This is a genomic window from Ancylobacter sp. (assembly GCF_965249975.1).
GTDB lineage: Bacteria > Pseudomonadota > Alphaproteobacteria > Rhizobiales > Xanthobacteraceae > Ancylobacter.
This window is the reverse complement of sequence record NZ_CBDFNE010000018.1, coordinates 285,352-309,230: the sequence shown is the minus strand read 5'-3', so window position 1 is coordinate 309,230 and position 23,879 is coordinate 285,352. Positions and strand designations below refer to the sequence as shown.

General features: G+C 69.3%; 23 protein-coding genes. 3 read left to right on the top strand and 20 right to left on the bottom strand.

All coding sequences use genetic code 11. From position 1 onward, the window contains the following. The first annotated feature begins 38 nt into the window (after window positions 1-38). Window positions 39-1,448: an amidase gene (locus tag ACP2AH_RS14385; RefSeq protein ID WP_425106429.1), complete on the top strand. Its 1,410-nt coding sequence runs from the start codon at window positions 39-41 to the stop codon at window positions 1,446-1,448. 25 nt (window positions 1,449-1,473) lie between these two features. On the opposite strand, the gene ACP2AH_RS14380 is transcribed toward ACP2AH_RS14385, so the two are convergent. The 11 genes from ACP2AH_RS14380 to ACP2AH_RS14330 form a co-directional block, all read right to left on the bottom strand. Next, on the bottom strand, window positions 1,474-2,376 hold the full coding sequence (locus ACP2AH_RS14380) for an ABC transporter permease subunit (protein ID WP_425106428.1): 903 nt from the start codon (window positions 2,374-2,376) through the stop codon (window positions 1,474-1,476). Next, the gene (locus tag ACP2AH_RS14375) at window positions 2,373-3,152 is read right to left on the bottom strand and encodes a taurine ABC transporter ATP-binding protein (RefSeq protein WP_425106427.1); all 780 of its coding nucleotides are present in this window, start codon (window positions 3,150-3,152) and stop codon (window positions 2,373-2,375) included. Before ACP2AH_RS14375 ends, ACP2AH_RS14380 begins: the two co-directional genes overlap by 4 nt. 119 nt (window positions 3,153-3,271) lie before the next feature. Then, window positions 3,272-4,291, bottom strand: coding sequence for a taurine ABC transporter substrate-binding protein (gene tauA, locus ACP2AH_RS14370; RefSeq protein WP_425106426.1), 1,020 nt, complete (start codon window positions 4,289-4,291; stop codon window positions 3,272-3,274). Between the two features lie 229 nt (window positions 4,292-4,520). Next, entirely contained in the window at window positions 4,521-5,990 is a 1,470-nt protein-coding gene (locus tag ACP2AH_RS14365) for an FAD/NAD(P)-binding protein (RefSeq protein ID WP_425106425.1), read from the bottom strand. Continuing rightward, window positions 5,987-7,174, bottom strand: a complete 1,188-nt coding sequence (gene ssuD / locus ACP2AH_RS14360) for an FMNH2-dependent alkanesulfonate monooxygenase (protein WP_425106424.1) — start codon at window positions 7,172-7,174, stop codon at window positions 5,987-5,989. Before ssuD ends, ACP2AH_RS14365 begins: the two co-directional genes overlap by 4 nt. A 144-nt stretch (window positions 7,175-7,318) precedes the next feature. Beyond that, a complete protein-coding gene (locus ACP2AH_RS14355) occupies window positions 7,319-7,768 on the bottom strand; it encodes an RrF2 family transcriptional regulator (RefSeq protein WP_425106423.1) in 450 nt (149 codons plus the stop codon). A gap of 105 nt (window positions 7,769-7,873) precedes the next feature. Beyond that, window positions 7,874-8,902 carry an aliphatic sulfonate ABC transporter substrate-binding protein gene (locus tag ACP2AH_RS14350; RefSeq protein ID WP_425106422.1) on the bottom strand — a complete coding sequence of 343 codons (1,029 nt, stop codon included), beginning with the start codon at window positions 8,900-8,902 and terminating at the stop codon, window positions 7,874-7,876. A gap of 45 nt (window positions 8,903-8,947) precedes the next feature. Next, window positions 8,948-9,808 carry an ABC transporter permease gene (locus ACP2AH_RS14345; RefSeq protein WP_425106421.1) on the bottom strand — a complete coding sequence of 287 codons (861 nt, stop codon included), beginning with the start codon at window positions 9,806-9,808 and terminating at the stop codon, window positions 8,948-8,950. 10 nt (window positions 9,809-9,818) lie between these two features. After that, window positions 9,819-10,697 carry an ABC transporter ATP-binding protein gene (locus tag ACP2AH_RS14340; RefSeq protein WP_425106420.1) on the bottom strand — a complete coding sequence of 293 codons (879 nt, stop codon included), beginning with the start codon at window positions 10,695-10,697 and terminating at the stop codon, window positions 9,819-9,821. Next, a complete protein-coding gene (locus tag ACP2AH_RS14335; protein WP_425106419.1) occupies window positions 10,694-11,059 on the bottom strand; it encodes a 4Fe-4S binding protein in 366 nt (121 codons plus the stop codon). Before ACP2AH_RS14335 ends, ACP2AH_RS14340 begins: the two co-directional genes overlap by 4 nt. After that, window positions 11,056-12,633: an FAD-dependent oxidoreductase gene (locus ACP2AH_RS14330; RefSeq protein WP_425106418.1), complete on the bottom strand. Its 1,578-nt coding sequence runs from the start codon at window positions 12,631-12,633 to the stop codon at window positions 11,056-11,058. Before ACP2AH_RS14330 ends, ACP2AH_RS14335 begins: the two co-directional genes overlap by 4 nt. A gap of 213 nt (window positions 12,634-12,846) precedes the next feature. On the opposite strand from ACP2AH_RS14330, the gene ACP2AH_RS14325 reads away from it, so the two are divergent. Beyond that, window positions 12,847-13,542, top strand: coding sequence for a dihydrofolate reductase family protein (locus ACP2AH_RS14325; protein ID WP_425106417.1), 696 nt, complete (start codon window positions 12,847-12,849; stop codon window positions 13,540-13,542). A gap of 36 nt (window positions 13,543-13,578) precedes the next feature. Here the strand turns inward: ACP2AH_RS14325 and ACP2AH_RS14320 are convergent, their stop codons facing one another. From ACP2AH_RS14320 to ACP2AH_RS14290, 7 genes are all read right to left on the bottom strand, one after another. Continuing rightward, window positions 13,579-14,457 carry an SMP-30/gluconolactonase/LRE family protein gene (locus ACP2AH_RS14320; RefSeq protein WP_425106416.1) on the bottom strand — a complete coding sequence of 293 codons (879 nt, stop codon included), beginning with the start codon at window positions 14,455-14,457 and terminating at the stop codon, window positions 13,579-13,581. A gap of 29 nt (window positions 14,458-14,486) precedes the next feature. Further along, complete coding sequence (locus ACP2AH_RS14315) at window positions 14,487-15,443, bottom strand: 3-keto-5-aminohexanoate cleavage protein (RefSeq protein ID WP_421698126.1); 957 nt, start codon at window positions 15,441-15,443, stop codon at window positions 14,487-14,489. 24 nt (window positions 15,444-15,467) lie between these two features. Further along, window positions 15,468-16,424: a 3-hydroxyacyl-CoA dehydrogenase gene (locus tag ACP2AH_RS14310; RefSeq protein WP_425106415.1), complete on the bottom strand. Its 957-nt coding sequence runs from the start codon at window positions 16,422-16,424 to the stop codon at window positions 15,468-15,470. Continuing rightward, window positions 16,424-17,212: an SDR family oxidoreductase gene (locus ACP2AH_RS14305; protein WP_425106414.1), complete on the bottom strand. Its 789-nt coding sequence runs from the start codon at window positions 17,210-17,212 to the stop codon at window positions 16,424-16,426. Before ACP2AH_RS14305 ends, ACP2AH_RS14310 begins: the two co-directional genes overlap by 1 nt. 3 nt (window positions 17,213-17,215) lie before the next feature. After that, window positions 17,216-19,321 (bottom strand): ABC transporter permease, encoded by a 2,106-nt coding sequence (locus tag ACP2AH_RS14300; protein WP_425106413.1) that lies wholly within the window; start codon window positions 19,319-19,321, stop codon window positions 17,216-17,218. Next, window positions 19,318-20,868: a sugar ABC transporter ATP-binding protein gene (locus ACP2AH_RS14295; protein WP_425106412.1), complete on the bottom strand. Its 1,551-nt coding sequence runs from the start codon at window positions 20,866-20,868 to the stop codon at window positions 19,318-19,320. Before ACP2AH_RS14295 ends, ACP2AH_RS14300 begins: the two co-directional genes overlap by 4 nt. A 122-nt stretch (window positions 20,869-20,990) precedes the next feature. Further along, the gene (locus ACP2AH_RS14290; protein ID WP_425107044.1) at window positions 20,991-22,040 is read right to left on the bottom strand and encodes a sugar ABC transporter substrate-binding protein; all 1,050 of its coding nucleotides are present in this window, start codon (window positions 22,038-22,040) and stop codon (window positions 20,991-20,993) included. 196 nt (window positions 22,041-22,236) lie between these two features. Between ACP2AH_RS14290 and ACP2AH_RS14285 the strand changes: the two genes are divergently transcribed. Further along, window positions 22,237-22,959 carry a GntR family transcriptional regulator gene (locus ACP2AH_RS14285; protein ID WP_425106411.1) on the top strand — a complete coding sequence of 241 codons (723 nt, stop codon included), beginning with the start codon at window positions 22,237-22,239 and terminating at the stop codon, window positions 22,957-22,959. A gap of 16 nt (window positions 22,960-22,975) precedes the next feature. On the opposite strand, the gene ACP2AH_RS14280 is transcribed toward ACP2AH_RS14285, so the two are convergent. Then, window positions 22,976-23,278, bottom strand: coding sequence for an FmdB family zinc ribbon protein (locus ACP2AH_RS14280; protein WP_244378437.1), 303 nt, complete (start codon window positions 23,276-23,278; stop codon window positions 22,976-22,978). Between the two features lie 76 nt (window positions 23,279-23,354). After that, a complete protein-coding gene (locus ACP2AH_RS14275; RefSeq protein ID WP_244378436.1) occupies window positions 23,355-23,873 on the bottom strand; it encodes an AmiS/UreI family transporter in 519 nt (172 codons plus the stop codon). Window positions 23,874-23,879: the final 6 nt, after the last annotated feature.

Genomic DNA, 23,879 nt, shown 5'->3' with positions numbered 1-23,879 from the left:
TCGGCGCACCCGATTCTCTCCGGAGCCGTGCAGAACGAATGTCGCCTTCCCTCATGGAGCTCAGCGCGAGCGAGCTGTCCCGCCTCATCGCCACACGCGCTTTGGCGCCGTCCGAGCTGATGGAGGCGTATCTCGCGCGGCTTTCCGCCGCCAATCCCGCCATCAACGCCATCGTCTCGGCGGTCGATCCCGACGCGTTGCGGGGGGAGGCGCGCGCGCTTGACGACGTGCCGCCGCGCGGCTGGCTGCATGGCCTGCCGCTGGCGGTGAAGGACCTTGTCGCCGTGCGCGGCGTGCGGACGACCTATGGTTCGCCGCTCTACCGCGATCATGTTCCCGAAGAAGACGATCTGGTGGCGGCGCGGCTGCGCGCGGCTGGAGCCGTCTTCACCGGCAAGACCAACACGCCGGAATGGGGACAGGGCAGCCACAGCTTCAACCCGGTCTTCGGCGCCACGCGCAACCCTTACGACCTCACCCGCTCGGCGGGGGGATCGTCCGGCGGCGCGGCGGCGGCGCTGGCCGCCCGGCTGGTCCCGGTCGCGGACGGCTCGGACATGATGGGGAGCCTGCGCAACCCGGCGGCCTTCTGCAATGTCTATGGCTTCCGGCCGAGCTGGGGGCTCGTCCCCGCTGACGCAGCGGGCGACACCTTCCTCTCGACGCTGGCGACGGACGGGCCGATGGCGCGCACCATCGAGGACCTCGCGCGCCTGCTGGAAACGCTGGCCGGGCCCAATCCGGGCGTTCCCTTCGGCCGCGACTGTGCTTCGCTGGCGGACCGGCTGGAGACCGATCTGCGCGGCCGGCGCATCGGCTGGCTGGCCGATTGGGGCGGGGCCTATCAGTGCGAGCCGGGCATTCTCGACATTTGCGCCAAGGGGCTAAAGGTGTTCGAGGAATTGGGAGCAGAGGTCGAGGCGCTCGCGCCGCCTTTCCCCGCCGAGGAATTGTGGGACGCCTGGATCCGCCTGCGCGGTTTCCTCAATGCCGGCTCCAAGGGCGCGCTGCTCGCCGATCCGCACAGCCGCGACCTGCTCAAGCCGGAAAGCCGCTGGGAGATCGAATTCGGCCAGACGGTGACGCCGGCCCAGCTCTATGCGGCCAGTGTCACCCGCTCACGTTGGTATGCGCAGGCAGCGCGGCTGTTCGACGAATATGATTTCCTCGTCATGCCCTCAGCTCAGGTCTGGCCGTTCCCGGTCGAGTGGCGCTGGCCCGAGTCCATCGACGGCCATCCCATGGACACCTATCACCGCTGGATGGAGATCGTCGTGCCGGTCAGCCTCATCGGCCTGCCCGCCCTGGCGCTGCCCTGCGGTTTCGGTGCCGGCGGGCTCCCCATGGGGATGCAACTGATCGGCCGCGACGGCGCCGACGCCGCCGTCCTCGCCGCCGGCGAGCAGTATCACCGCGCCACCAACTGGCCGGCCGTCGCGCCCTCCTAGGGAGCGCGCCCGCCGGCCGGGCGCATCAGGCATGGGCGGCCCAGCCGACCAGCAAGCGCTCGATGAGCCGGATCGCCAGTTCCAGCGCGAAGGCCACGGCAGCGATGACGAAGATGCCGGCCACCACCACATCCGTGGCGAGGAAATTGGCGGCGGACTGGATCATGAAGCCGACGCCGCGCGTCGCCGCCACCAGTTCCGCCGCCACCAGCGTCGACCACCCCGCGCCGAGCGCGATGCGGGTGCCGGTGAGTATGGAGGGCAGGGCCGAGGGCAGCACCACCAGCCGCAGCAGCTGTGCCCGCGTGGCGCCCAGCGCCCGCGCCACATTCAGCCGGTTGCGGTCGACGCCTCGCACCCCGGCGGAGGTAGCGATGATGACCGGCGGCAGCATGGCGAGGGCGATCACCAGCACCTTGGCGCTCTCGCCGATACCGGCCCAGATGATGACGAGCGGCAGATAGGCCAGCGGCGGGATGGGCCGCAGGAACTCGACGATGGGATCGAGAATGCCGCGCCCCACCGTCGACAGGCCGATGGCGAAGCCGGCCGGCACGCCGATGATGAGCGCTGCCGCCAGCGCGGCGAAGACGCGCAGCAGGCTGGCGAGGAGATGCTGCGCCAGCGTGGCGTCGACGAAACCTTCGGTGACGAGCCGGCCGAGGCGCGACGCCACCGCCTGCGGGGAGGGCAGGAACAGCGCCGGCACCGCGCCGGAGGCGGTGGCGGCCCACCACACCGCCAGCAGGGCGCCAAGCGTGGCGAGGGGGATCCACAGGCGCGCCGGCACAGCAAAGGGCTGACCCGCCTCACCGGCCGGGACCGCGTCCGCGCGCGCGGGCCTCCGATCGTCAAAAGGAAAGCCCTCGGCGGGCACGATCAGCGGCAGGGCGCTGTCGGCAACGGGCAGCGGCGTGAAGAGGCTCATGACGGGGCTCCGGCAAAAATCGTCTCGCGCAGCCGCTCGCGGGCGGCGGCGAAGGCGGGGAGGGATTTCACCTTGCTGCCGAGCCCCTCATCGAGCGCCTGGCGGCCGAAGGAAAGCGGCTCGTCACGCAGGATGCGGCCGGGTTTCCCGGCGAGCACGACCAGCCGCGTGCCGAGATACAGCGCCTCGTCGAGCCCATGGGTGACGAAGAGTATGGTCTTGCCGGTGCGCTTCCACACGTCGAGCACGAGGTCCTGCATTTGCTCGCGGGTCAGCGCGTCGAGCGCGCCGAGCGGCTCGTCCATGAGCAGAATGTCGGGGTCGGCGATCAGCGCACGGGCAAGGCTGACCCGCTGGCGCTGGCCGCCGGAGAGCTGCCAGGTGGCGTGGTCGCCCTTGCCGGCGAGCCCGACCAGCTCCAGCGCCTCCTCGGCGCGGGCTGTCCGCTCGGCCCGCGAGCGGCCGCGCAGCTTCAGCCCGAAGGCCACATTGTCGCGGGCGCTGAGCCAGGGAAACAGCGCGTCGGTCTGCAAGACAACGCCGCGCTCGACCCCCGGCCCGGTGACCGGCTGCCCCTCGACCCAGATCTCGCCTGACGAGGGCGGCAGGAAGCCGGCCACCGCGTTGAGCAAGGTGGACTTGCCGCAGCCCGAGGCGCCCAGCAGCACGACGAACTCGCCGGCCGCCACCTTGAGGTTGATGTCGTCGAGAATGGTGGTCTCGCCCCCGCCGGGGGCCGGGAAGCGCACGCCAAGGCGGAACAGGGTCAGTTTCATCGCCCACTCCTCAGAAAAGAGAAAAGGCCCGGCATCCCTTCGGAGGCCGGGCCAAGTTACACTGCGGTCTCTCACATCGCCCGCAGCGCTCGGGAACCGGGGATCGACACGGCGAGGAGTCAGTTCAGCTTGGCCGCCTGTTCGGCCGGCACGCGGCTGACATAGGGGCTGTAATCGGTGAGCACGGCCTCGATGCGGCCCTGCTCCTTGAGGAATTTCGCCGTGGCGACGATGGCCTCGACCGAGCCGCCGCCCAGCAGGGCTTCGGAGAGCTGGTCGGCCAGCAGCGGGAATTTGTTGCCCTTGAGCAGCTCGGGGATTTCCTCCGGCTTGGCGCCGGTGAGCTTGGCGATGGCGGCGACCTGCGGCGAGGCGGCGGTCCAGCTGGCGCCGTTCTTCGCGTAGTCGGCGTAGGAATCCGCCGTCACCTTGACGAAATCGGCGACGATCTCGGGGTGCGCCTTGGCGAAGTCCTTGCGCACGATCCAGGCATCAAAAGTCGGGGCGCCCCATTTGGCGACATCGGCGGAGGAGGCGAAGACCGTGCCGGTCTCCTTGATCTTGCCGAGCGCCGGGTCCCAGACATAGGCGGCGTCGATGTCGCCTCGGGTGAAGGCGGCGGCGATTTCCGGCGGACGCAGATTGAGGATTTCGACCGTCTTCGGGTCGACGCCCCAGTGTTTCAGCGCGGCCAGCAGCGAGTAATGGGTGGTGGAGACGAAGGGCACGGCGACCTTCTTGCCCTTGAAATCTTCCGGCTTGGCAATGCCGGCGCCATTGCGCACCACCAGCGCCTCGGCGTCGCCCAGTAGGGCGGCGATATAGATGGTCTCGATCGGCACTTCGCGGCTGGCGGCGGCGGCGAGCGGCGAGGAGCCGACATAGCCGATCTGGATCGCGCCGGAAGCAATGGCGGCGATCACATCGGCGCCGCTGTCGAATTTGCGCCAGTCGATGCTGGCCTTGGTCGCCTTCTCATAGACGCCATTGGCCTGCGCCACCTTGGCCGGGTCGGCGCCGGTCTGGTAGCCGATGGTGACATCGGCGGCGAGGGCCGGCGAAATCAAGGTCTGGCCGGCGATCAGCAGGCCGAGCGCGGCCGTGGCGGCGAGAACGCCGCGGCGGGAAAAGCGGGTCATGGGATGTTCCATAGGCAGGCCGCCGGGGCGCGCGGCGCCCGCGTGACAGCTGGTGAAATGTCGGGTGAAGCTGGAAGGCCGCGATCAGCGGCGTCGACAGGTCCAGGTCATAAAGGTGCCCCCGTAGCGGGACGTGGCGCCGCAGGCGGAAGGCGCAGCGGCAACGTCGGTAGGGTCATATGACCAGAAGCGCCGGCAGTGGTCAATAGAAATCTACTCATGAAGTAGATTATTTGCGCGCCGAGCGCGCTGAAGCGTAAAGCGTTGGCGCGTCGTCCGAAACCGCGTCGGGTTCCAGCCGTGTGGCGACGGCTGCGGCGATACGGATGGCGTAATTCGTCACATCCGGCAGCCCCATCAGTTCGCCCACCGTACCGCGTGCCAAGGGGCCGGCGACATAGAGGTCCTGTGTCGGCACGCCGTCGCAGCCGATGGCCCGACCGTCGGCGGTGACCTCGATGCCGAGGCGCAGCTTGTCGGGCCGGGCAAGGCCGGCGCGCTCCAGTGCCGCCAGCACCGGATTGTCGGCGAAGACGCGCCCATGCGCCGGGCCGGTGGCGGTGAGCACGGCATCGAACGTCTCGCGCGTCACGGTTCCCGTGCGCCGGTCGCGGAAGCTCACCACGATGGCGTCGCCCTTGGCGTCGCCCTGCCGCTCCACCCCCCGCAGCGAGGCCGCGCGCAGGCGCAGCGTCCCCGCCGCGATCTTCTGGTCCAGCACCTCCTCCACCTGCGGGGCGATGCGGAAGCGGTGCACGTCCCAGAACGGGCGCAGATGGCGCAGCAGGCGCGCCCGCTCCGAGAGCGGCAGCGCATTCCAGATGGTGCTGCCCTGCAGCCGCACCTGGTCGAGCACGCAGTGCCAGCTCTTGCCCTCCGCCACGGCCTCCGCCACCGCCGCACGGATGCGCTTCACGAGGGCGCCGGCGGTGCGGGCCGGATCGGTGGCGAAATCGCCGTAGGGGTCGTGCTGCGCCGCCGGGTGACCGCGCGAGCGCAGGCCGCGGCGGGAGACGGCGACGATCGCGCCGCGATGGCCGCGCCGGTCGAGCGTTGCCACCAGATCGGCCATGGTCAGCCCGGTGCCGACGATCAGCACCCGGTCGTCCGGCCGCAGCGCCTCGAGCGCTCCGGCTTTCCACGGGTCGGGGAGAAAGCGCGGATGGCCGGCAAGTGCACGGGCGAGCGCGGTTGGCGGGCTGGGCGGGGCATGCGCCACCGCCAGCACCACGATCCCGGCCTCAAGAGTGGCGCCGTCGGAGGTGCGGATGCGGTAGCCGTGGCCGTGCGCCTCCACCGCCTCGGCGGCGGCGGCAATATGCTGGACGCGCGGGCCAAGTGCCGCCAGCTGTTCCGCGACATAGGTGCCGAACACGGCGCGGGCGGGGAAGTTGCGCCCCTCGCTGCGCCGCGCCGCCGGGTCGGCCTCGAGCGCGCCGGAGGCTTCCAGCCAATCGTTGAAATGCGTCGGCTGATCGGGCAGCAGCGACATGCGTGTCGCCGGCACATTGATGCGGTGGCTGGGATCGGCGGCGGAATAGGCGAGGCCGCGCCCGAGTTCCGCGCGCGGCTCGATGATGACGACCCGCTCAAGCCCGGGGCGCAGACGCAGCAGATGCCAAGCGACCGCGGCGCCGGAAAAGCCGCCGCCGACGATCGCCACCGGCACGCGATCGGGGCGCGGCTGCCCCGTGCTCACGACTGGGCCGCGCGCGGGGCGGGTCTGTAGTCATTGGCGATGGTCTCGCCGAAGGGTCCGGTGTTCACGGTGCCGCTGGGCTTGGCGAGGGTGTGGTTGAGCTTGAGGCGCGGCAGGGCGAGTTCGGCGACCCGGTAGGCCTCTTCGAGGTGCGGGTAGCCGGAGAGGATGAAGCTGTCGATGCCGAGATCGGCATATTCCTGCATGCGCGCCGCCACCGTCTGCCCCGAGCCGACCAATGCCGTGCCGGCCCCGCCGCGCACCAGCCCGACGCCGGCCCACAGATTCGGGCTGACCTCGAGCTTATCACGCCGCCCGCCATGCAGCGCCTGCATGCGCGACTGGCCGACGGAATCGAGCCGCGAGAACACTTTCTGCGCCGCCGCGATGGTGGCGTCGTCGAGATGGCCGATCAACTCGTCCGCCGCCTCCCACGCCTTGGCGTCGGTTTCGCGGGCGATGACATGCAGGCGGATGCCGAAGGAGACCTTGCGGCCCTCGGCCTCGGCCAGCGCGCGCACCTGTTTGATCTTGGCTTCCACCGCCGCCGGCGGCTCGCCCCAGGTGAGGTATTTGTCGACATGCTCGGCCGCGACCTTGTTCGCCGCCTCCGACGAGCCGCCGAAATACAGCGCCGGGCCGTTCTCCTGAAGCGGGGGAAAGAGCAGATGCGCGTCGTCGACCTTGATGTGCTTGCCGAAATAGGTGACGTGCTCGCCGGCCAGCAGGCGGCGATAGACGGTGAGGAACTCGTCCGTCACCTCGTAGCGCTCGTCATGATTGAGGAAGATGCCGTCGCCGGCATTCTCCACCGGGTCGCCGCCGGTGACGATGTTGATGAGCAGCCGCCCGTCGGAGATGCGGTCGAGGGTTGCCGTCATGCGGGCATAGAGGGTGGGGGAGGCAAGGCCTGGGCGCACCGCCACGAGATAGCGCAGCCGCTTGGTCGCGGGTGCCAGCGCGGAGGCCACCAGCCAGCTGTCCTCGCAGCTCTTTCCCGTGGGAATGAGCACGCCGTAATAGCCGAGCCGGTCGGCGGCCTGGGCGACCTGGCGGAGATAGTCGATATCGGTCTCGCGGGCGCCGAGCGCGGTGCCGAGATAGCGCCCGTCGCCATGGGTGGGCAGGAACCAGAGCACGTTGAGGCCGTCGCCTTGGGTCTGTGCGGGGCTGATGTGCGGCATGGGGGGTCCTGTCGGTTCGCGCGGGCGGCGCGGCCGGCCCTGGGGCGGCGCGTCTGTTTGTCGGTCAAATTTATAGACTAACGTGCCACCTCCCGGCAATCCGTTTTCACACGGATGGGCGGAATAGGGAGGAAAGGACAGGGATCAGATGTGATACATCAGGTCCGGATGCCGCGTCCGGCCATAGCTCACCATTTCTTCCAGCGTCATCCGGTCGAGAATGTCGGACAGCGCGTCGCGCACCCGGGTCATGACGATGCGCACCTCGCAGGCCTCGCGGTTGGCGCAGTCCTGGCAGGCCACATAGGCGCTCTGGCTGGCGCAGCCGATCGGCGCCAGCGGCCCGTCCAGCGTGCGGATGATGTGGCCGACGCGGATTTCCTTCGGCGCCCGCGCCAGCGAATAGCCCCCGCCCGGCCCCTTCTTGCTGCGCACCAGCCCAGCATTCCTCAGATCGAGCAGAATGGCGTCGAGGAATTTCTTCGGGATGTTCTCCGCCTGGGCGATCGCCGCGCCCATCGTCGTCGTCCCCGCCTCCAGCGACGCCAGATGCACCATCGCCTTCAGACCGTACTTCCCCTTGTTCGTCAGCATTCATCCACCCCGGCGCGCACGTCGACAGGGTAGATAGCAGGACGCTGCCGGGATGGGTACCTCCGAGGGAGCGGGACCCGGCGCCGTCGCCGGATCCGCCGAGGCTCAGTTGCCCGCGAGCTTCTTCTGCGCGGCGTCGTAATAGGAGCGGTCGATCCAGCTGTCGTAATCCACCTTCCCCTTCAACAGGCCGGATTCTGCCATGAACGCCTCTTCCGCCTGCAGCGCCCGCACCGCCTCCTCGGTGATGGCCGGGTTCTGCCAGAACTTGCCGTCGCTATAGGTCGCGCGCACCGCCTTCTCGCTGCTGCCGGTCTCGCGGACGAAAATGGCGATGGTCTCTTCGGGGTGCGCGTCGGCCCAGCGCGCGGCGGCGATGTCGACGGCGAGCAGCCGCGCGACGAGGTCGGGATATTTGCGAGCGAAGGTGGCGTTGACGCTCAGCACATGCGGCACCGCCCATTCGCGCTTGCCGGAGACGCCGGCATCGAAAAGCACCTTGGCGCCGCCGAGGTCGACCAGCTTCTGCGCCGGCCCGGTGCTCTCGACGATGGCGTCAATGTCCCCGCGCGTCAGCGCCGGCCCGGAACTCTCAATGCCGATATTGAGCAGCTGCACGTCCTTGATCGAGACACCCGCTTCCTTCAGCGCCTTGGCGAAGGTGGAATGGCGCACCGTGCCGGTGAGCACCGCGACCTTCTTGCCCTTCAGCTCGGCAATGTCCTTGATCGGCGAATCCGGGCGCACCACGACGAGCGTCTCGTTTGACGGCACCCAGCTCGACAGGCCGATCGCCTTCACATCCGCCCCGGCGGCGCCGAGGCGCAGCGAGGGGTTGTTGCCGATATAGGTGAAATCGATGGCGCCCGAGCCGAGCGCCACCGAGGCCGGGCCGCCGCCATCGAAGGTCGCCAGCTCCACGCGGATGCCGTCCTTGGCGAATTCCTGCTCCAGCAGCTTGCGGTTGCGGTAAAGGATGAATTTGAGATGCCCCGGCGCGGTCGAGCCGATGCGGATCACCTCCGGCTTGTCGGCGGCGCGGACGGGGAGGGCGCCCGCCAGCGGTGCGAGCGCGGAGAGGCCGAGCGCCTGGACGACGCGGCGGCGGGAGAGGGGAAGAAAACGAGGGGCCATGGCGAAGCCTTTCGGGGAGAGAACGAAAAAGGGAGCGGGCCGCGCTCAGGCGAAGCCCTTGTCCTCGCTGGCGCGCCAGCGCGTCGCCCGGGCCTCGAAGGCCACGAGGGCGTAATTGAGCAGGAAGCCGATGACGGTCAGCGTCAGTATCCCCGCATACATGCGGTCGGTTTCCAGCATCAGCGAGGAGTTCTGGATGAGGTAGCCAATGCCCGACTGGGCGGCGAGCATCTCCGCCGCGATCACCGAGAACAGCGAGCTTTTCACCCCCAGCCGCGCGCCGGCGACGATGGAGGGGATGGCGGAGGGAAGGATCACCTTGGCGAACAGGTCCCAGTCCGACGTACCCATGGAGCGCGCCGCTTTCAGGTGCAGCGGATCGACCGACTTCACGCCGACGATGGTGTTGATCAGCAGGAAGAACACCGCGGCATAGAAGGTGATGGCGATCTTGGAGGCTTCGCCGATGCCAAGCACAAGGATGAACACCGGCAGCAGCGCGAATTGCGAGGTGTTGCGCAGCGTCTGCACGAGAAAATCGCTCACCTTCTCGAACAGCGTGTAGCGCCCCATCAGCAGCCCGAGAGGAATGGCGACGACCACGGCGAGGCCGAAGCCGATCGCGGCGCGTTGCAGGCTGATGCCGATATGCTGGGCGAGCAGGCCGCTGCCGATCATCTCGCCCAGCGCCGCCAGCACCTGGCTGAGCGGAGGGAAGAAGATCGCGTTGATCCAGCCGAGGCGTGGCGCCAGCTCCCAGGCCAGGGCCAGCACCAGCAGCGCCGGCAGGCCGAGGCCGATGGCGCTGACGGCGTGGCGCAGCGAGGACGGGGCGGGCAGGAAGGCCGGCCGGCTCCACCAGACGCGCGGGGGAATGTCGGTCGAATTGTCGGTGGCGAGCGTCATCGCGGGCTCCTCAGGCGTTGTAGGCGGCGGCGAGGGCCCAGTCGCGCTGCGCCTTGCTCACCTCCTCGCGCAGCGCGTCCCACACCCGGGCGCGGTAGGCGTTGAAAGCGTCGCTGTTGCGGATGTCGATGTCGCGCGGGCGCGGCAGGTCGACCGCGATGGTCTCCTTCACCTGCGCCGGGCGGGCGGTCATCACCACGATCCGGTCGGCGAGGAAGATCGCCTCGTCGATGGAATGGGTGACGAACACCACCGTGGTGCGGATCTGCTCCCAGATGCGCAGCAATTCGCTCTGCAAGATGTCGCGGGTCTGGGCGTCGAGCGCGGCAAAGGGCTCGTCCATCAGCAGCACCTGCGGATCGGTGGCGAGCGCGCGGGCGATCGCCACGCGCTGCTGCATGCCGCCGGAGAGCTGCGAGGGATAGCGGTCCTCGAAGCCCTTCAAGCCGAACAGATGCAGGAAATGCCGCGCCCGCTCCCGCCGGGCGGCGCGGCCGACGCCGCGCACCTCCAAGGGGTATTCGATGTTCTGCAGCGCCGTGCGCCAGGGAAACAGCGCATATTGCTGGAACACATAGGCGGTCTCGGGGTGCGGGCGCGTCACCTTGCGCCCGTCAATGGCGGCGGTGCCGCCGCTCGGCTCGGTCAGCCCGGCGATGATGTCGAGCAGCACCGACTTGCCGCTGCCCGAGGGGCCGACGACGGTGACGAAGGCGCCCTCGGGGATATCGAGATCGACGCCCGAAAGCACGGGAATCCGGTCGCTCGACCGGCCGTCGAGGGTCACGCTCTGGCCGGGCTTCAGCTGGAAGGTCTTGCGCACGTCGCGCAGGGCGATGCGCTGGGCGGGGGCGCCCGCAGGCGCGAGGTCGGCGGCGGAAAGGCTCATGGCGCGGGGCTCCGGGGGCCGGTGGGCATCGCGGTGAGCGAGGCCTGGCGCAGGCGATGGGTGGGGTCGGCATCGGCACCGCCTTCGCGGCCCTTCTTCCAGCCGAGCGCGCGGGCATAGCCGCCGAACAGGCCGGCCGCGACGACGGCGTCCTCGGTGATGCCGGTGACGTTCTCGGGATCGGCGGCGACAAAGAGCGCATCGACCGGGCAGTAGATCTCGCACAGGAAGCAGGTCTGGCAGTCCGCCTGCCGGGCGATGATCGGCACGGCGCCGGGCACGGCCTCGAACACATCGGCCGGGCAGGCCTTCACGCAGACATTGCAGGCGGTGCAGCGGGCCTCGGAGAGGATTTCGATCATGATGCAGCGGCCTCCAGCGGCGGGCGGTCGAAGCTCAGCACCGGCTGATCGACACCGGCGAGGGTGAGGCGGCTGGCGAGGGCGGGGGCGCTGGCGGGGGCGTCGAGCCTTCGGTGCATGCCGCGCGTCTCGCTGCGCGCCGCGGCGGCGCGGTAGGCCCAGCGGCTGGAGGCGAGGAGCGCGGCGGCCTCGCGCAGGCGGAAGGCGCTCGCGCCCTCGCCCTGCCCATGGTCGCGCAGCGTCGCCCAGGCCGCGTCGAGACGGGCGAGCGAGGCGTTGAGCGTCGGCGCGCTGCGGAAGAAATTGCGCTGTACCGGCAGCATCTCGTCCCGCACCAGGGCCACCGCCTCGGCCGGATCGAGCGCGCGGGCGGCAGCGGCGGGGCGCAGCCCGGCCTGTCCCGCCGCTCGCACGGGCCGTTCCGCCGCGCGCGGGCCGAGGCGTTGCGCGAAGGCGGCCGCGCCCTTGCCGGACCACACGCCGGTGGCGATGGCCCAGGAGGCGTTCGGCCCGCCGCCGCCCGTTGCCGCGCCGGCAATGTCCTGCCGCTCCAGCGTGTCGCCGGCGGCGAACAGGCCGGGAATGCCGACGCCGCAATCGTCATCGGCACGCTTGAGCCCGCCCGTGCCGCGCACCGTGCCTTCCGAGCGCAGGCCGATCGGAAACAGCTCGGTGAACGGATCGATGCCGGCACGCTCAAAAGGGAGGAAGCAGTTGGGCTGGCCCCGGCGCAAAGCGTCCGGCAGCGCGCCGGTCGCGCGGTCGAGCCGGGCCGAAATGGGACCCTGCAGCGACTCCCGCGCCAGCACCGAAAAACGCTCGCCTGGGGGAATGTCGATGGCCGAGCCGTCCGCCCGATAGAAGCTCGCCCAGAAATAGGGCAGGCCCTTATTCACCGAGGAGTGCAGCGGCACGATGCCGTACTGGCTGGAAAACTCCATGCCGGAAAGGGCGGCGCCGAGTTCGGCGGCCATCAGCTGGCCGTCGCCGGTAAGCCCGGTGGCGCCGAGAATGCGCGAGCCGAAGGCGCAGCCGCCAGTCGCGAGCACCACGGCACCGGCCCGCGCCTCCCAGTTCTGGTTCAACTGGCGGGCGAAGCCGGCGGCGCCGGCCACCACATCGCCCGCCGTCAGCAGTTCGAGAGCGGGATGATGGTCGCGCACCGTGACCCCGGCCCGCACCAGAAGCTGGCGCAGGAAGCGCATATAGTCGGGGCCGCGCAGATTGGCGATGTAGAGCGCGCCCTCATCGTCGCGGGGAAAGCGATAGCCGCGTTCGGCGAGAACGTGGAGGTGCTGGGTCGCGGTGTCGATCACCCGCCCCATCTGCCGGATATCCGCTAACCCTTCAGAGGATTTCACCCGCTCGGCGATCAGCTTGGCGCGTCGCTCCGGCGTGGTGGCGAACCAGGTCCCGGTGTTGGACGGCGCGGTGGCGCCGCTGGTGCCGACATAACCCTTGTCCACCAGCACCACGCTGCACCCGGCCTCACGCGCGGCCAGCGCCGCCCAGCATGCCGCCGGCCCGCCACCGATGACGAGCACGTCGGAAGAGAGCTGGATCGTGTCGGCCATGGCGGTCTCCGAAGGCGCGAGGTGAAAAGCCGGGCGTCGTTCCAACCCGCGCGCTCTCCAATAGAAGATAAAAACGATAGATAATATTAACATTAAGGTCAAGCGGCTGCCCGGCGCGGCCCAAATCGCGGGCGAGGCCTACCCAAGACGGTCCCGGCGCCATAGGTCAGCGTCCGGTGCGGCGTCGCACCGGTCGCAGCAGGGAGCCTGCCCGTGAAGCCCTATGTCGTCTGCCTGATGGAAACCTCGCTCGACGGGCGCCTGCACCCAAGCCGCTTCACCGCCAGCCCGCAGGGCGGGCGCGCCGATTGGGGCCGGCTCTATGAGCAGATTCACGCGACGCTGAACGCCGATGCCTGGCTGGTCGGGCGGGTGACGATGGCGGAGATGGCCAAGGGCGTGCCCCATCCGCCGGCCGAGGCGGGGGCGGTAGACCGCCCGTTGCATGTCGCCGCGCGGGCGACGAGCTACGCTGTCGCGCTCGATCCCTCCGGTAAGGTGCATTTCAGGGGAGCGGAGGTCGGCGGCGATCGTTCCATCGCCTTGCTCGGGCGCGATGTGCCGGACAGCCATCTCGCCGAACTCGCGGCCGATGGCGTCTCGTACATCGTCGCGGAGGGCGAGACTATCGACCTCGCAGCGACGCTGGACATTCTGGGGCGGGAGTTCGGGATCAAACGCCTCGCGTTGGAAGGCGGGGCGCGCGCCAATGGCGCCTTCTTCGCCGCCGGGCTGGTCGACGAGTTCAGCGTGCTGATCGCCCCCGCGCTCGATGCCCGTCCCGGCAGCGAGGCGATTGTCGATGCCGGGCCGGAAGGTCTCGCCGGCAAGGTGAGCCTGTCGCTCCTCGCCGCCGAGACGCTCGATTACGGCGTGGTGCACCTGCGCTACGCGGTGACGCCGGCCTAGCGTGCCCGTTTAGGCCACGGACGCGCGGGGGTGCCGTCAGGCGCCGAAGCGCGGTTCGGGCACCCCGGTTATGCCGAGATCGTAGATCGCGAACAGGCTGCCGCGCAGCGCCCCGTCGCCGGGAAAGCGCGGCAGCGGCGGCTTGGCCATGGAGGTGACGTAGAGCACGTCAAGCTTCGGCCCGCCGAACATTACGCTGGTGACCTTCTTCACCGGCATGTCGATGATGCGGTCGACGCTGCCGTCCGGGGCGTAGCGCACCAGCCGCCCGTCATAGACCAGCGCGTTCCACAGGAAGCCCTCGGCATCGACGGTGGAGCCGTCCGCCGCGCCGCCCTTGGAAGTGTCGACCTTGGTGAAGGTGCGCCGGTTGGAGGCGGTGCCGGTGTCGATGTCGTAATCATAGGCCCAGATTTCGCCGGTCCAGGTGTCGGCGAAATAGAAGGTCTTGTCGTCCGGGCTGAAGCACGGCCCGTTGGAACAGATGATGCCGCGATCGACCGTGGTCAGGGTGAAATCCGGGTCCAGCCGGTACAGTGCGCCATGCGGGCCTTCTTCCATCGTGTCCATGGAGCCGGCGAAGAAGCGTCCGCGCCGGTCCACCTTGCCGTCATTGATCCGGGTGGTCGGCTTGTCGCTCTCGGGATCGACGATCAGGTCGCAGTCGCCGGAGCGGAAGTCGAGCGCGTGGAAGCCGGTCTGCAGCGAGACGATGGCGCCCTGGCCGTCCTTGCGCAGCGCCATGGAGCCGATCTTGGCCGGCACGTCCCAGGCCCGCACCTCGCGCCCGTCGGCCGTGGTGCGAAACACCCGGCCGTCGAAGCTGTCGATGAAATAGAGGCGTTCCTGCTCCGCGTCCCACAGCGGACCTTCGCCCAGCGTGGTCTTCACGTCGATGAGAACCTCGATCCGCATCGCTTCCTCCCATTGTCGTTCGCGTGGGGTCAGAAATTCACCTGGTCGCCGCCCTTGAGCTGCAGCAGCGCGCGGGCCTCGTCCGGAGTCGCGACCTCAAGCCCCAGGCCCTCGATCACCTTCCGCGCCATTCGCACCTGATCGGCGCTGGAGGTGGCCAACTTGCCCTTGCCGGCCCACAGCGAATCCTCCAGCCCGACGCGGATATTGCCGCCCATCGCCGCCGACTGGGTGGCAATGCGCAGCTGGCTCGCCCCCGCGCCCAGCACCGACCAGCGGTAATCCGCGCCGAACAGCCGGTCGGCGGTGCGCTTCATGTGCATCACGTCTTCCGGATGCGTGCCGATGCCGCCCAGCAGCCCGAACACCGACTGGACGAAGAACGGCGCCTTGACGAGGCCGCGATCGGCGAAATGGGCGAGGTTGTAGAGATGGGCGATGTCGTAGCACTCGAACTCGAAGCGCGTGCCATTGCCGTAGCAGGTGTCGAGTATGTACTCGATGTCCTTGAAGGAGTTGCGGAAAACGAGGTCTTTCGTCGCTTCGAGATGCGGCTTTTCCCAGTCGAACTTGAAGCTGTCGTACTTCTGCACGAGGTGGTAGAGGCCGAAATTGATCGAGCCCATATTCAGCGAGGCGACCTCCGGCTTGAAGGTCGCGGCGGGCAGCACCCGCTCTTCCACCTTCATGTAGGGACTGCCGCCGGAGGTGATGTTGATCACCGCATTTGTGCCCTGCTTCACCTGGGGCAGGAAGCGGGCGAAGGCTTCCGGCGTCTGGTCCGGCCGGCCATTCTCCGGGTTGCGCGCGTGCAGGTGCAGGATGGCGGCACCGGCCTCCGCCGCGCCGATGGCATCGGCGGTGATCTGTTCCGGCGTGATCGGCAGATAGGGCGACATGGTCGGCGTGTGGATCGCCCCGGTGCAGGCGCAGGTGATGATGACCTTGCCGGTGGGAACGGGGCGGGCGGTGGAGGCGGTGGACATGGGATCAGTTCCTGAGATGAGGTGTCAGCGGCCGATGTCGCGGTCGGCCCGCCGCTTCTGGGCGATGAGCGCCATCAGCCGGCGGTCCCGCCAGCGCTGGCGGGCGGGAAGTTGTGCGGCCGGGACGGCGGCGCGGCGCTCGGCCTCGACCCCGCCGGCCGCCACTTCGGCCCAATCCACCCGCTCGCGCATGCCCTGGAACAGGCCGGCATACATGGGCTGGTAGCGGGCGACGTAGTCGGCGATGCCGCCGGGCGCGTTGAGATCGATGGTCTCGAACGGGCCGATGAAGCTCCAGCGCAGCGCCAGCCCGTCCGCAATGCCGCGATCGACATCGGCGGCACTGGCATAGCCGCCGGCGACGAGGCGGAACGCCTCTTCCATCAGCGCGCCCTGCATGCGGTTCATGATGAAACCGTCGATCTCCTTCTCCATCCGCAGCGGCACCTGGCCGGCGGCGGCGAGGAAGGCGACGGCGCGCTCCAGCACCGCCGGATCGGTCCAGCGCGAGGGCACTACTTCCACCGCCGGCACCAGATAGGGCGGGTTGATCGGGTGAGCGACGACCCCGCGCGCCCGGCCGGGCACGGCCTCGAAAATGGCCGAGGGCAGCAGCGCGGAACTCGACGAGGCCAGCACCGCATCCGCCGGCGCCAGCCCGTCGATCTCGGCGAAGGTCGCGCGCTTATCCTCGATCCTCTCGGGCCCGCATTCCTGCACCCAGCGGACGCCGTCGAGCGCCTCGGCGAGGCTGGCGCAGGGGGTGAGCGCGCCGACGATGTCGTCCACGCTCCGCCCGTTCAGCAGGTCGTTGCGCGCGAGGTCCTCGCCCACCGAGCGCACATAGGCGAGCGCGGCGGCGGCGGCGTCCGGCGCCGGGTCCCACAGCCGCACCTCATGCCCGGCGCGGGCGAAGGTGATGGCCCAGGCGCGGCCGATCAGACCGGCCCCGACAATGGCGACGCGAGAGGGGGCACCCATCACAACGTCTCCACATTGCCGTCGACATTGAACGACATGGCCGAGAGGTTGCGGCCGGCATCCGAGAGCAGGAAGGCGACCGAGGACGCCACATCCTCCATCGTCACCATGCGGCGCAGCGAGATCTTGTCGAGATAGCGCGCCTCCATGTCGTCATAGCTCACGCCCACCTGCGCGGCGCGGTCGCGGATCACCCCTTCCATGCGCGGGCCGGCGACGATGCCGGGGAGGATGGCGTTGACGCGGATATTGTACGGCCCCAGCTCCTTGGCGAGTGACTGGGTGAGGCCGATCACCCCCCATTTCGCCGCCGCGTAAGGCGTGCGGTAGGCATAGCCGTGGCGGCCGGCCGCCGAGGACATGTTGATCACCGCGCCGCCGCCGGCGCGCTTGATGTGCGGCACGGCCTGCCGCGCGCAGAGAAACTGGCCGGTGAGGCCGATATCGAGGCAGCGCCGCCACTCCGCCGGGGCGATGTCCTCCACCGCGCCGGTGGGGCCGGCGATGCCGGCATTGTTGATCAGCGCGTCGAGCCCGCCCAGCGCGCCGAGAGCGGTGGCGAAGAACGCCTCTACCTGCCCCTCATCCGACACGTCGGCTTTCATCACCATGGTGCCCGGCAGTTCGGCCGCGGCGGCGGCGAGCGCGACGTCGGCCACGTCGCACAGAGCGAGGCGGCAGCCCTGCGCGTGCAGCAGGCGGGCAATGGCGAGGCCAATGCCGCCGGCGCCGGCGGTGACGACGATGCGCTGCCCTTCGAGGCCGCCGGCAAAAGATGTGGGGGACATGGGTCAGTTCCTCTTTTCGCGAAGGGCGATCACGGCGGCGAGCACGACGCCGCCGAACAGGATGGCGCGGAAGGCATAGGGAAGCGTGGTGCCGGCGAGCAGAGTCTGCAGCGCAGTCAGCAGCAGCGCGCCGCCGACCATGCCGAGGAAATGCCCGCGCCCGCCGGTGATGAGGGCGCCGCCCACCACCACGATGGCGATGGAGGGCAGCAGATAGTCGTCGCCCATGCCCAGACTCGCCTGGCCGGAAAAGCCGGTGAGCAGGATGCCGACCAGCGCCGCGCACAGAGCCGAGAGCACATAGACGCCGATCACCACCCGCCCGGTGCGCACGCCGGCCAGCCGCGCCGCCTCCATCGAATTGCCGATGGCATAGACCCGCCGGCCGAAGGCGGTGCGCCCGAGCAGCAGCGTGCCGCCGAGGACGAACAGCGCCAGCACGCCGAGCACGGGGGTGATGCCCGCGATCTTGCCGGTCATCAGCCAGCGCAGGGCGGGCGAGGCGAAGCCGGCCGGCGTGCCGCCAGAATAGAGCAGGGCGAGGCCTTGCAGGATGCCGTTCGCCGCCAGTGTCACCACGATGGGCGAGAGGCCGAGCGCCACCACGCCGAGGCCGTTCAGCAGGCCGATCAGCGCCGCGACGGCGAACACCGCCGGCAGGGCGTAGAGCAGGGCGGCGTCCGAGCCCTGCACCAGCCCGGCCAGCAGGATGCCGGAAAGGCCGATGGTCCACGGCACGGAAAGGTCGAGCCCGCCGGTGAGGATCACCGCGCCCTGGCCGAGCGCGAGGATGACGAGGAACGTGGAGAGCACCAGAAGCGCGTTCCAGAACCCCCAATTGGCCAGCGTGTTGCCGAGCACGAACTGCGTCGCGATCAGCACCAGCACAAGGCACACATAGGCCGGCAGGGCGAAGCGCAGCTCGCGGCCATGGCGCTGCAGGAAGCTCGGCGCCACGCTGCGGGCCGGCGTCGCCGCGCCGGCAACGAAGGCGAGGCGCCGGTCGCCGGCAGGGCGCTGGCTCACATGCGTGCCGGCGCGCCGCGCCGCGATTGCCCCACCCAGCCGCCGCAACTGGTCGCTGAGCACGGAATCGCGGCTCAGCGAGCCGATCAGCACGGCGGCGAGCAGCACGCCGCCTTCCGCGATGGTGGCAAAGTAAGCGGAAACGTTGAGCACCAGCAGGATGTTGACCACCACCATCAGCACCAGCGCGCCGAAAATGCTGCCGACCAGCCCGCCCTTGCCGCCGCCGAGCCTTGTGCCGCCGATCACCACCGCCGCGAACATGGACAGCAGCAGCGAATTGCCGACCAGCGGGTCGCCCGAGCCGGTCTGGGCGCTGACGAACACGCCGGACAGGCCGTAGAACCCGCCCGCCAGCACATAGGTGGCAAAGCGCACGAGGGTGACGCGGATGCCGGTGGCCATGGCCGAGGCGGGATCGCTGCCGACGGCGTAAAGCGCGACGCCGAAGCCGGTCTTGCGCAGCCAGGTCCAGAACAAGGCGGCGAGGCCGAGCAGCACCAGCGCCATCGGCACCAGCCCCTCCACCGCGTCGCCCATATAGAAGCTGCCGAGCGCGGGCGAAATGAAGCCGCCCGGCTGGTCCATCACCAGCAGCGTCGCGCCCTGGACGATGAACATAGTCGCGAGCGTCACCACGATGGGCTGAAGGCGGACCACGGCGACGAAGAAGCCGTTGAAGGCGCCGACCATCATGCCGATGCCGATGCCGGCCAGCGTCCACACCAGCACGGACGCCTCGGCGGCGGCCGGGTCCATGGAGCGCGCAAGCACCGCATTGACCAGCGAGATCACCGCGCCGGCGGAGAGGTCGAAGCCGCCGGAGAGCACCACCAGCGTCTGCCCCATCGCCGCCAGCGCCAGCGGCGTCGCGCCGGAAATCTGGAACGACACGTCGAAATAGGCGAGCGGCCCGGGGCTGAGCGCATCGACGAGCAGGAACAGGCCGAGAAACACCGCCAGCGCCACCAGCGGCGCGCGGTTGCGCCCGAGCCAGCGGCGCGTGGCGGACGGTGCGCGGGCCGATGCACGCGACCGGGCACGCGGGGCGGAGGCGACGGGAGTGGCAAGGTCGAGGCTCATGCGGCGGCTCCGTCGGTGAGACGGGTGGCGCCATGACCGAGCACGGCGCGCATGACCGTCCGCTCGTCCAGCGCGTCGAGTTCCAGCCGCGCCGTGACGCGGCCCTCATAGAGGATGATGGCGCGATCGCTGAGATGGACGAGTTCGGGGATTTCGGTGGAATGGAACAGCACCGCGCCGCCGGCATCGGCAAAGGCGCGGATCAGTTCGTAAAGCTGGTGCTTGGTGCCGACATCGATGCCGCGCGTGGGGTCGAACAGCAGCAGGATGCGGCTCTGCGCCACCAGCCACTTGGCGAAGGCGATCTTCTGCTGGTTGCCGCCTGAAAAGGCCCCGGCGGCCTTGAAAGCGGCAACCGCCGCGACATCCACCGCCGCGAACACCCGGTCGGTGGCGGCGCGTTCCGTGGCGCGGTCGATGAGACCGTGGCGGCAGAAGCTGTCGATCACCGGCAGGCTGGCATTGGTGGTGCCATCGAGATTGAGGAACAGCCCTTCCGTCTTGCGGTCCTCCGGCACGAAGCCGATGCGCAGCGAGGGGTGCAGCGCGTCCGCCGGGCTGGAGAGATGCACCGGACGCCCATCGACCAGGAGTTCGCCGCGCCGGATCGGCAGCGCGCCGAAACAGGCGGAGAACAGCTCCTTCTGTCCCATGCCCTGCAGCCCGGCGACGCCGAGAATCTCGCCCGGCCGCAGCACCAGGTCGACATCGCTGAGCTTGGCGCCCGCGGTGAGGCCCCGCGTCTCCAGCACCGGGGCAGGGCGGTCGGCCACCGGCACGGCGCGGCGCGGGGGAAAGGTCTGGTCGAGCGAACGGCCGATGATCATTTCCACCACTTGCGCATCGGTGAAATCGGCCACCGCGCCGCTCGCCACCCGCTTGCCGTTGCGCAGCACGGTCATGTCGTCGCAGAAGGCGCGCACTTCCGGCATGCGGTGGGAGATGAACAGAACGGTGATGCCGCGCGCCTTGGCGTCGGCGATCAGCGTGCCGAGCCATTCCACATCGCTGCCGGCCAGCGCTGAGGTCGGCTCGTCCAGCAGCAGCAGGCGCGGCTGGCGGTAGAGGGCGCGGGCGATCTCGATCTTCTGGCGCAGGGCGAGGTCGAGCCGGCCGATGTCGGTGTGGAGATCGACCGCGAGGCCGAGCCGGGCGAAATGCGCCGCGACGTCCTCGGCGACCTGCGTGCGCCGCAGCGTGCCGAGAAAACTCATCGGCGCGGCGGGGATCAGCATGTTGTCGAGCACGCTGAGGTCGCGCACCAGAGTGAGTTCCTGGAAGGCGGTGCGGATGCCGGCGCGGTGGGCGTCGCGCGGGGACCGCAGCCGCACCTCCTGCCCGTCAATGGCAATGGTGCCCTCATCAGGCTCGATAAGCCCGGAGAGCAGCTTCATCGTGGTGGATTTGCCCGCGCCATTCTCGCCGAGCAGGGCGTGGACCGTGCCGGCGCGGACCGCGAAGCTGACATCGCTGACCGCCCGGGTCGCGCCGAAAGCCTTCGACACGCCGGCGAGCGCGACGGCGGGCGGGGTGTGGGGATGGGGCATGGCCATCTCTCCCTTGGCGCGCGAGAGGGGGCGCCGGCACGCGGGCCGGCGTCGGCAGAACCGTGGGGCTGCGGGGAGCGCGCGCGAGGGCGGCGCGCTCCCTTGTTCGCGGCAGCGGCCGCTCAGTTCTCGGGCTGGCCGACGAGGGCGGCGTTCAGGCCGACTTCCGGGGTCTTCTCGGAGAAGATCGAGGCGAACCAGCCGGGATTGGCGATGATGGACGGCTTGAACACGTTGCAGCCGGCCTTCATCTCGTCCCAGCTGCCGGTCTCGCACAGCTTGATCGTCTCATTGGTGACGATCGGCAGAGGCAGGGTGACGTTGTGCGGCACTTCCTTGCCGTCGAGCAGTTCCGCCGCGAGCTTCAGCGCATAGGCGCCGGAATAGGGCGGGGAGGCGTAGGAGATGCGCGGCGCGCCGAGCGGCTTGTAGGCGCCGTCGGCACCCTCCACCTCGGTGCCGGCCTTCAGCATCTGGATGCGCCCGCCATTGGAGCCTTCGCCCGCGCAGGGCTTGAGCTGCTCGGCCGTGCGGCCGGCTTCCAGCTGCATCGCATTGGCGGTGTAGCAGCCGACCTGCATCCACAGCCCGTCAATGTCGTTCCAGTTGCGGGTGGCGAGCAGCTTGGAAAGCTCGGTGCGCGCCACTGCCTGGCTCCACAGCCCGACCGCCTCGCCGACGATCTTGATGCCGGGATGCTTGGCGAAGACTTCCTTCGCCGCATTGGTGCGCCCGCTGTCCACCGAGGTGCCGGGCACGCCGGTGACGAGGACGATGTTGCCCTTGCCGCCGAGCTTTTCCACCAGCCATTCCGCCGTGCGCCGGCCGGCTTCCGCCTGGTCGATGGTGACGTTGTAGGCGCAGGGCTCGGTGATCACCGAATCATAGGCGACGATCTTCACGCCCTTGGCGCAGGCGCTCTTCACCACCTGGTTCAGCGCGGTGGGCGAGATCGGGTAGACCACGATCGCCTTGGCGCCGGCCTGCACCATGGCGTTTATCTGCTGGATCTGGCGCTGGGCATTGGGCCCGGCGACCTGCACTTCGAGATCGATCTTGTCGCGCAGCGTCTTCGAGGCGGCCATGGCCTTGACCATGTTGGCAGCCTCGGCCTGCCAGTCATTGCCGATATAGCTCATGGACAGGAAAACCTTCTGCTTTTCCTGGGCCATGGCGGGGGTCACGGCGCCGGCGAGCGCGCACAGCGCCGCCAGCCCGATACGGGCTGTCATCCTCATTCGTCGTCCTCCCAAACGCGGCGCGTCTGTCGCGTGCCGTCGATTTTGATATTAGATCAAAAATCAAAACCGTCTTCAAGTCCCTCGCGCGCTGGGCTATGCTGACGCCATCCGCAGCCGGGAGTCGCTGATGTCCGATCTACGCGAACAGGTCGTTCCGCTTCACAAGCAGACGTTGCAGGAAGGCGTGTTCCGCCGGCTGTGCGAACTCATCCTCGAAGGGGGAATAGCGCCGGGCCAGTCCATCACCGTGGCGCATCTGGCCGAGGCGTTCGGGGTCAGCCCGATGCCGGTGCGCGAGGCGCTGACCAAGCTCACGGGCGCGGGCGTGCTCACCGTGGTGTCGGGGCGCACCATCGGCATTCCGAAGCTGACATCAGCGCGGCTGGAAGATCTGCGGCGGGTGCGGCTGGAAGTGGAGACCACGGCGGTGCGCTGGGCCACCGAGCGCCAGGACGGCACGCTGATCGCGGCGTTGACGCGGGCGTTCCAGCGGCTGGAGGAAGCGGAGAAGAACGCGGACGCCCAGCACTATATCGGCGCCAATTACGACTTCCATTTCCACATCTATCGTCACGCAGGATCGCCGATCCTGCTGACCATAATCGAAAATCTCTGGCTGCAGATCAGCCCGTATTTTCATCTGCTGCGCGGTTCGGGCAATTTCCGCATCTCGAACCATCAGCACCGGGCGATCTTCGACGCCGTGAGCGCCCGCGATCCCGAAAGGGCGGCGCGGGCGCTCGCCGCCGATATTGGCGGCGCCTATGAGGTGCTCGCCGCGCTCATCGGCTCGGGCGCGGGAGAGGGCAAGAGCAAGGCCCGCGGGCGCGTGCTCGCGTCCACCCCATGACGGGGCGGCCGGGCCATTAGTGGCCGAGCGACCAGCGCCGCTCGATCGGGGCGGGCTTGTTCTTGCGCGTGCCGCAGAGCGAGCAGCCGCAGCCGGCGAGATGTTCGCGCTTCACCACCTTCGGCTCGGAAGCGGTGCCTTCGGAACGGGCGAGCGCCTTGCGCAGCGTGCCGTTCATCGTGCTGAGCCGAGGCATCGCCATGGCGCGCGGCGCCGTGCCGCTGCACTCCGGGCAGCAGGCCGGCTGGTCCGCCTCGCTCATCGCGCTCCAGCCCTCGAAGGGCCCGCAATCGTCGCAGGCATAGGAATAGAGGGGCATCCTTGGATCCTCCATGAATGGGAACGGATGGCCCGTGGGCCATCCGGGAGAGCACATGGCCGTGGCCCGTGCGGGATCAGGGGTTCAGCCAGCCCTGCAGCAGCGACACGCCCGGCACCCAGCCGGTGACGATGCCGATGAGCACGGTGAAGGCGCCGGTGAAGCGCAGGATCGGCTGCTTCATGGTGAGCAGCAGGAAGTAGCAGAACCACAGCAGCGCCCAGCCGACCCAGTTCCAGCCCATCCAGAGGCTGATGGAACTGTCCGCCCCGCGCAGCGACTGGATCGCCACCGGCACGACGGTGATGGCGACGAACAGGCTGAACCAGCCGAGCCCGCGCCCGTCCACCTTGGTGACGCGGTTATAGGCCACCCAGAAATAGGTGGCGGTGAACAGCAAAGTGAGCGCCGCGCCCTTGATGGAGCCGGCATCCGCCTCCGGGTTGAACGCCCAGAACAGCGAGATGGCGAGCGTCACCACACCGGAGACGACGTTCACCACGATGATTTCGCGGTCCTCGATCTTTCCCAACAGCCACAGGCCGTTGAGCACGAGGACGGCACCGACGTAGAGCAAGCCAAGTCCGAGCAGCATGATGGA

Coding starts and splice junctions, on each gene's coding strand:
- ACP2AH_RS14290 (WP_425107044.1), bottom strand. CDS start 22,040: ATGGCCCAGGAAAAGCAGAAGGTTTTCCTGTCCATGAGCTATATCGGC.
- ACP2AH_RS14330 (WP_425106418.1), bottom strand. CDS start 12,633: ATGGCCGACACGATCCAGCTCTCTTCCGACGTGCTCGTCATCGGTGGC.
- ACP2AH_RS14300 (WP_425106413.1), bottom strand. CDS start 19,321: ATGAGCCTCGACCTTGCCACTCCCGTCGCCTCCGCCCCGCGTGCCCGG.
- ACP2AH_RS14355 (WP_425106423.1), bottom strand. CDS start 7,768: ATGCTGACGAACAAGGGGAAGTACGGTCTGAAGGCGATGGTGCATCTG.
- ACP2AH_RS14385 (WP_425106429.1), top strand. CDS start 39: ATGTCGCCTTCCCTCATGGAGCTCAGCGCGAGCGAGCTGTCCCGCCTC.
- ACP2AH_RS14305 (WP_425106414.1), bottom strand. CDS start 17,212: ATGTCCCCCACATCTTTTGCCGGCGGCCTCGAAGGGCAGCGCATCGTC.
- tauA (WP_425106426.1), bottom strand. CDS start 4,291: ATGACCCGCTTTTCCCGCCGCGGCGTTCTCGCCGCCACGGCCGCGCTC.
- ACP2AH_RS14285 (WP_425106411.1), top strand. CDS start 22,237: ATGTCCGATCTACGCGAACAGGTCGTTCCGCTTCACAAGCAGACGTTG.
- ACP2AH_RS14340 (WP_425106420.1), bottom strand. CDS start 10,697: ATGAGCCTTTCCGCCGCCGACCTCGCGCCTGCGGGCGCCCCCGCCCAG.
- ACP2AH_RS14315 (WP_421698126.1), bottom strand. CDS start 15,443: ATGTCCACCGCCTCCACCGCCCGCCCCGTTCCCACCGGCAAGGTCATC.
- ACP2AH_RS14380 (WP_425106428.1), bottom strand. CDS start 2,376: ATGAGCCTCTTCACGCCGCTGCCCGTTGCCGACAGCGCCCTGCCGCTG.
- ACP2AH_RS14310 (WP_425106415.1), bottom strand. CDS start 16,424: ATGGGTGCCCCCTCTCGCGTCGCCATTGTCGGGGCCGGTCTGATCGGC.
- ACP2AH_RS14320 (WP_425106416.1), bottom strand. CDS start 14,457: ATGCGGATCGAGGTTCTCATCGACGTGAAGACCACGCTGGGCGAAGGT.
- ACP2AH_RS14350 (WP_425106422.1), bottom strand. CDS start 8,902: ATGGCCCCTCGTTTTCTTCCCCTCTCCCGCCGCCGCGTCGTCCAGGCG.
- ACP2AH_RS14295 (WP_425106412.1), bottom strand. CDS start 20,868: ATGCCCCATCCCCACACCCCGCCCGCCGTCGCGCTCGCCGGCGTGTCG.
- ACP2AH_RS14335 (WP_425106419.1), bottom strand. CDS start 11,059: ATGATCGAAATCCTCTCCGAGGCCCGCTGCACCGCCTGCAATGTCTGC.
- ACP2AH_RS14375 (WP_425106427.1), bottom strand. CDS start 3,152: ATGAAACTGACCCTGTTCCGCCTTGGCGTGCGCTTCCCGGCCCCCGGC.
- ACP2AH_RS14275 (WP_244378436.1), bottom strand. CDS start 23,873: ATGCTGCTCGGACTTGGCTTGCTCTACGTCGGTGCCGTCCTCGTGCTC.
- ACP2AH_RS14345 (WP_425106421.1), bottom strand. CDS start 9,808: ATGACGCTCGCCACCGACAATTCGACCGACATTCCCCCGCGCGTCTGG.
- ACP2AH_RS14280 (WP_244378437.1), bottom strand. CDS start 23,278: ATGCCCCTCTATTCCTATGCCTGCGACGATTGCGGGCCCTTCGAGGGC.
- ssuD (WP_425106424.1), bottom strand. CDS start 7,174: ATGCCGCACATCAGCCCCGCACAGACCCAAGGCGACGGCCTCAACGTG.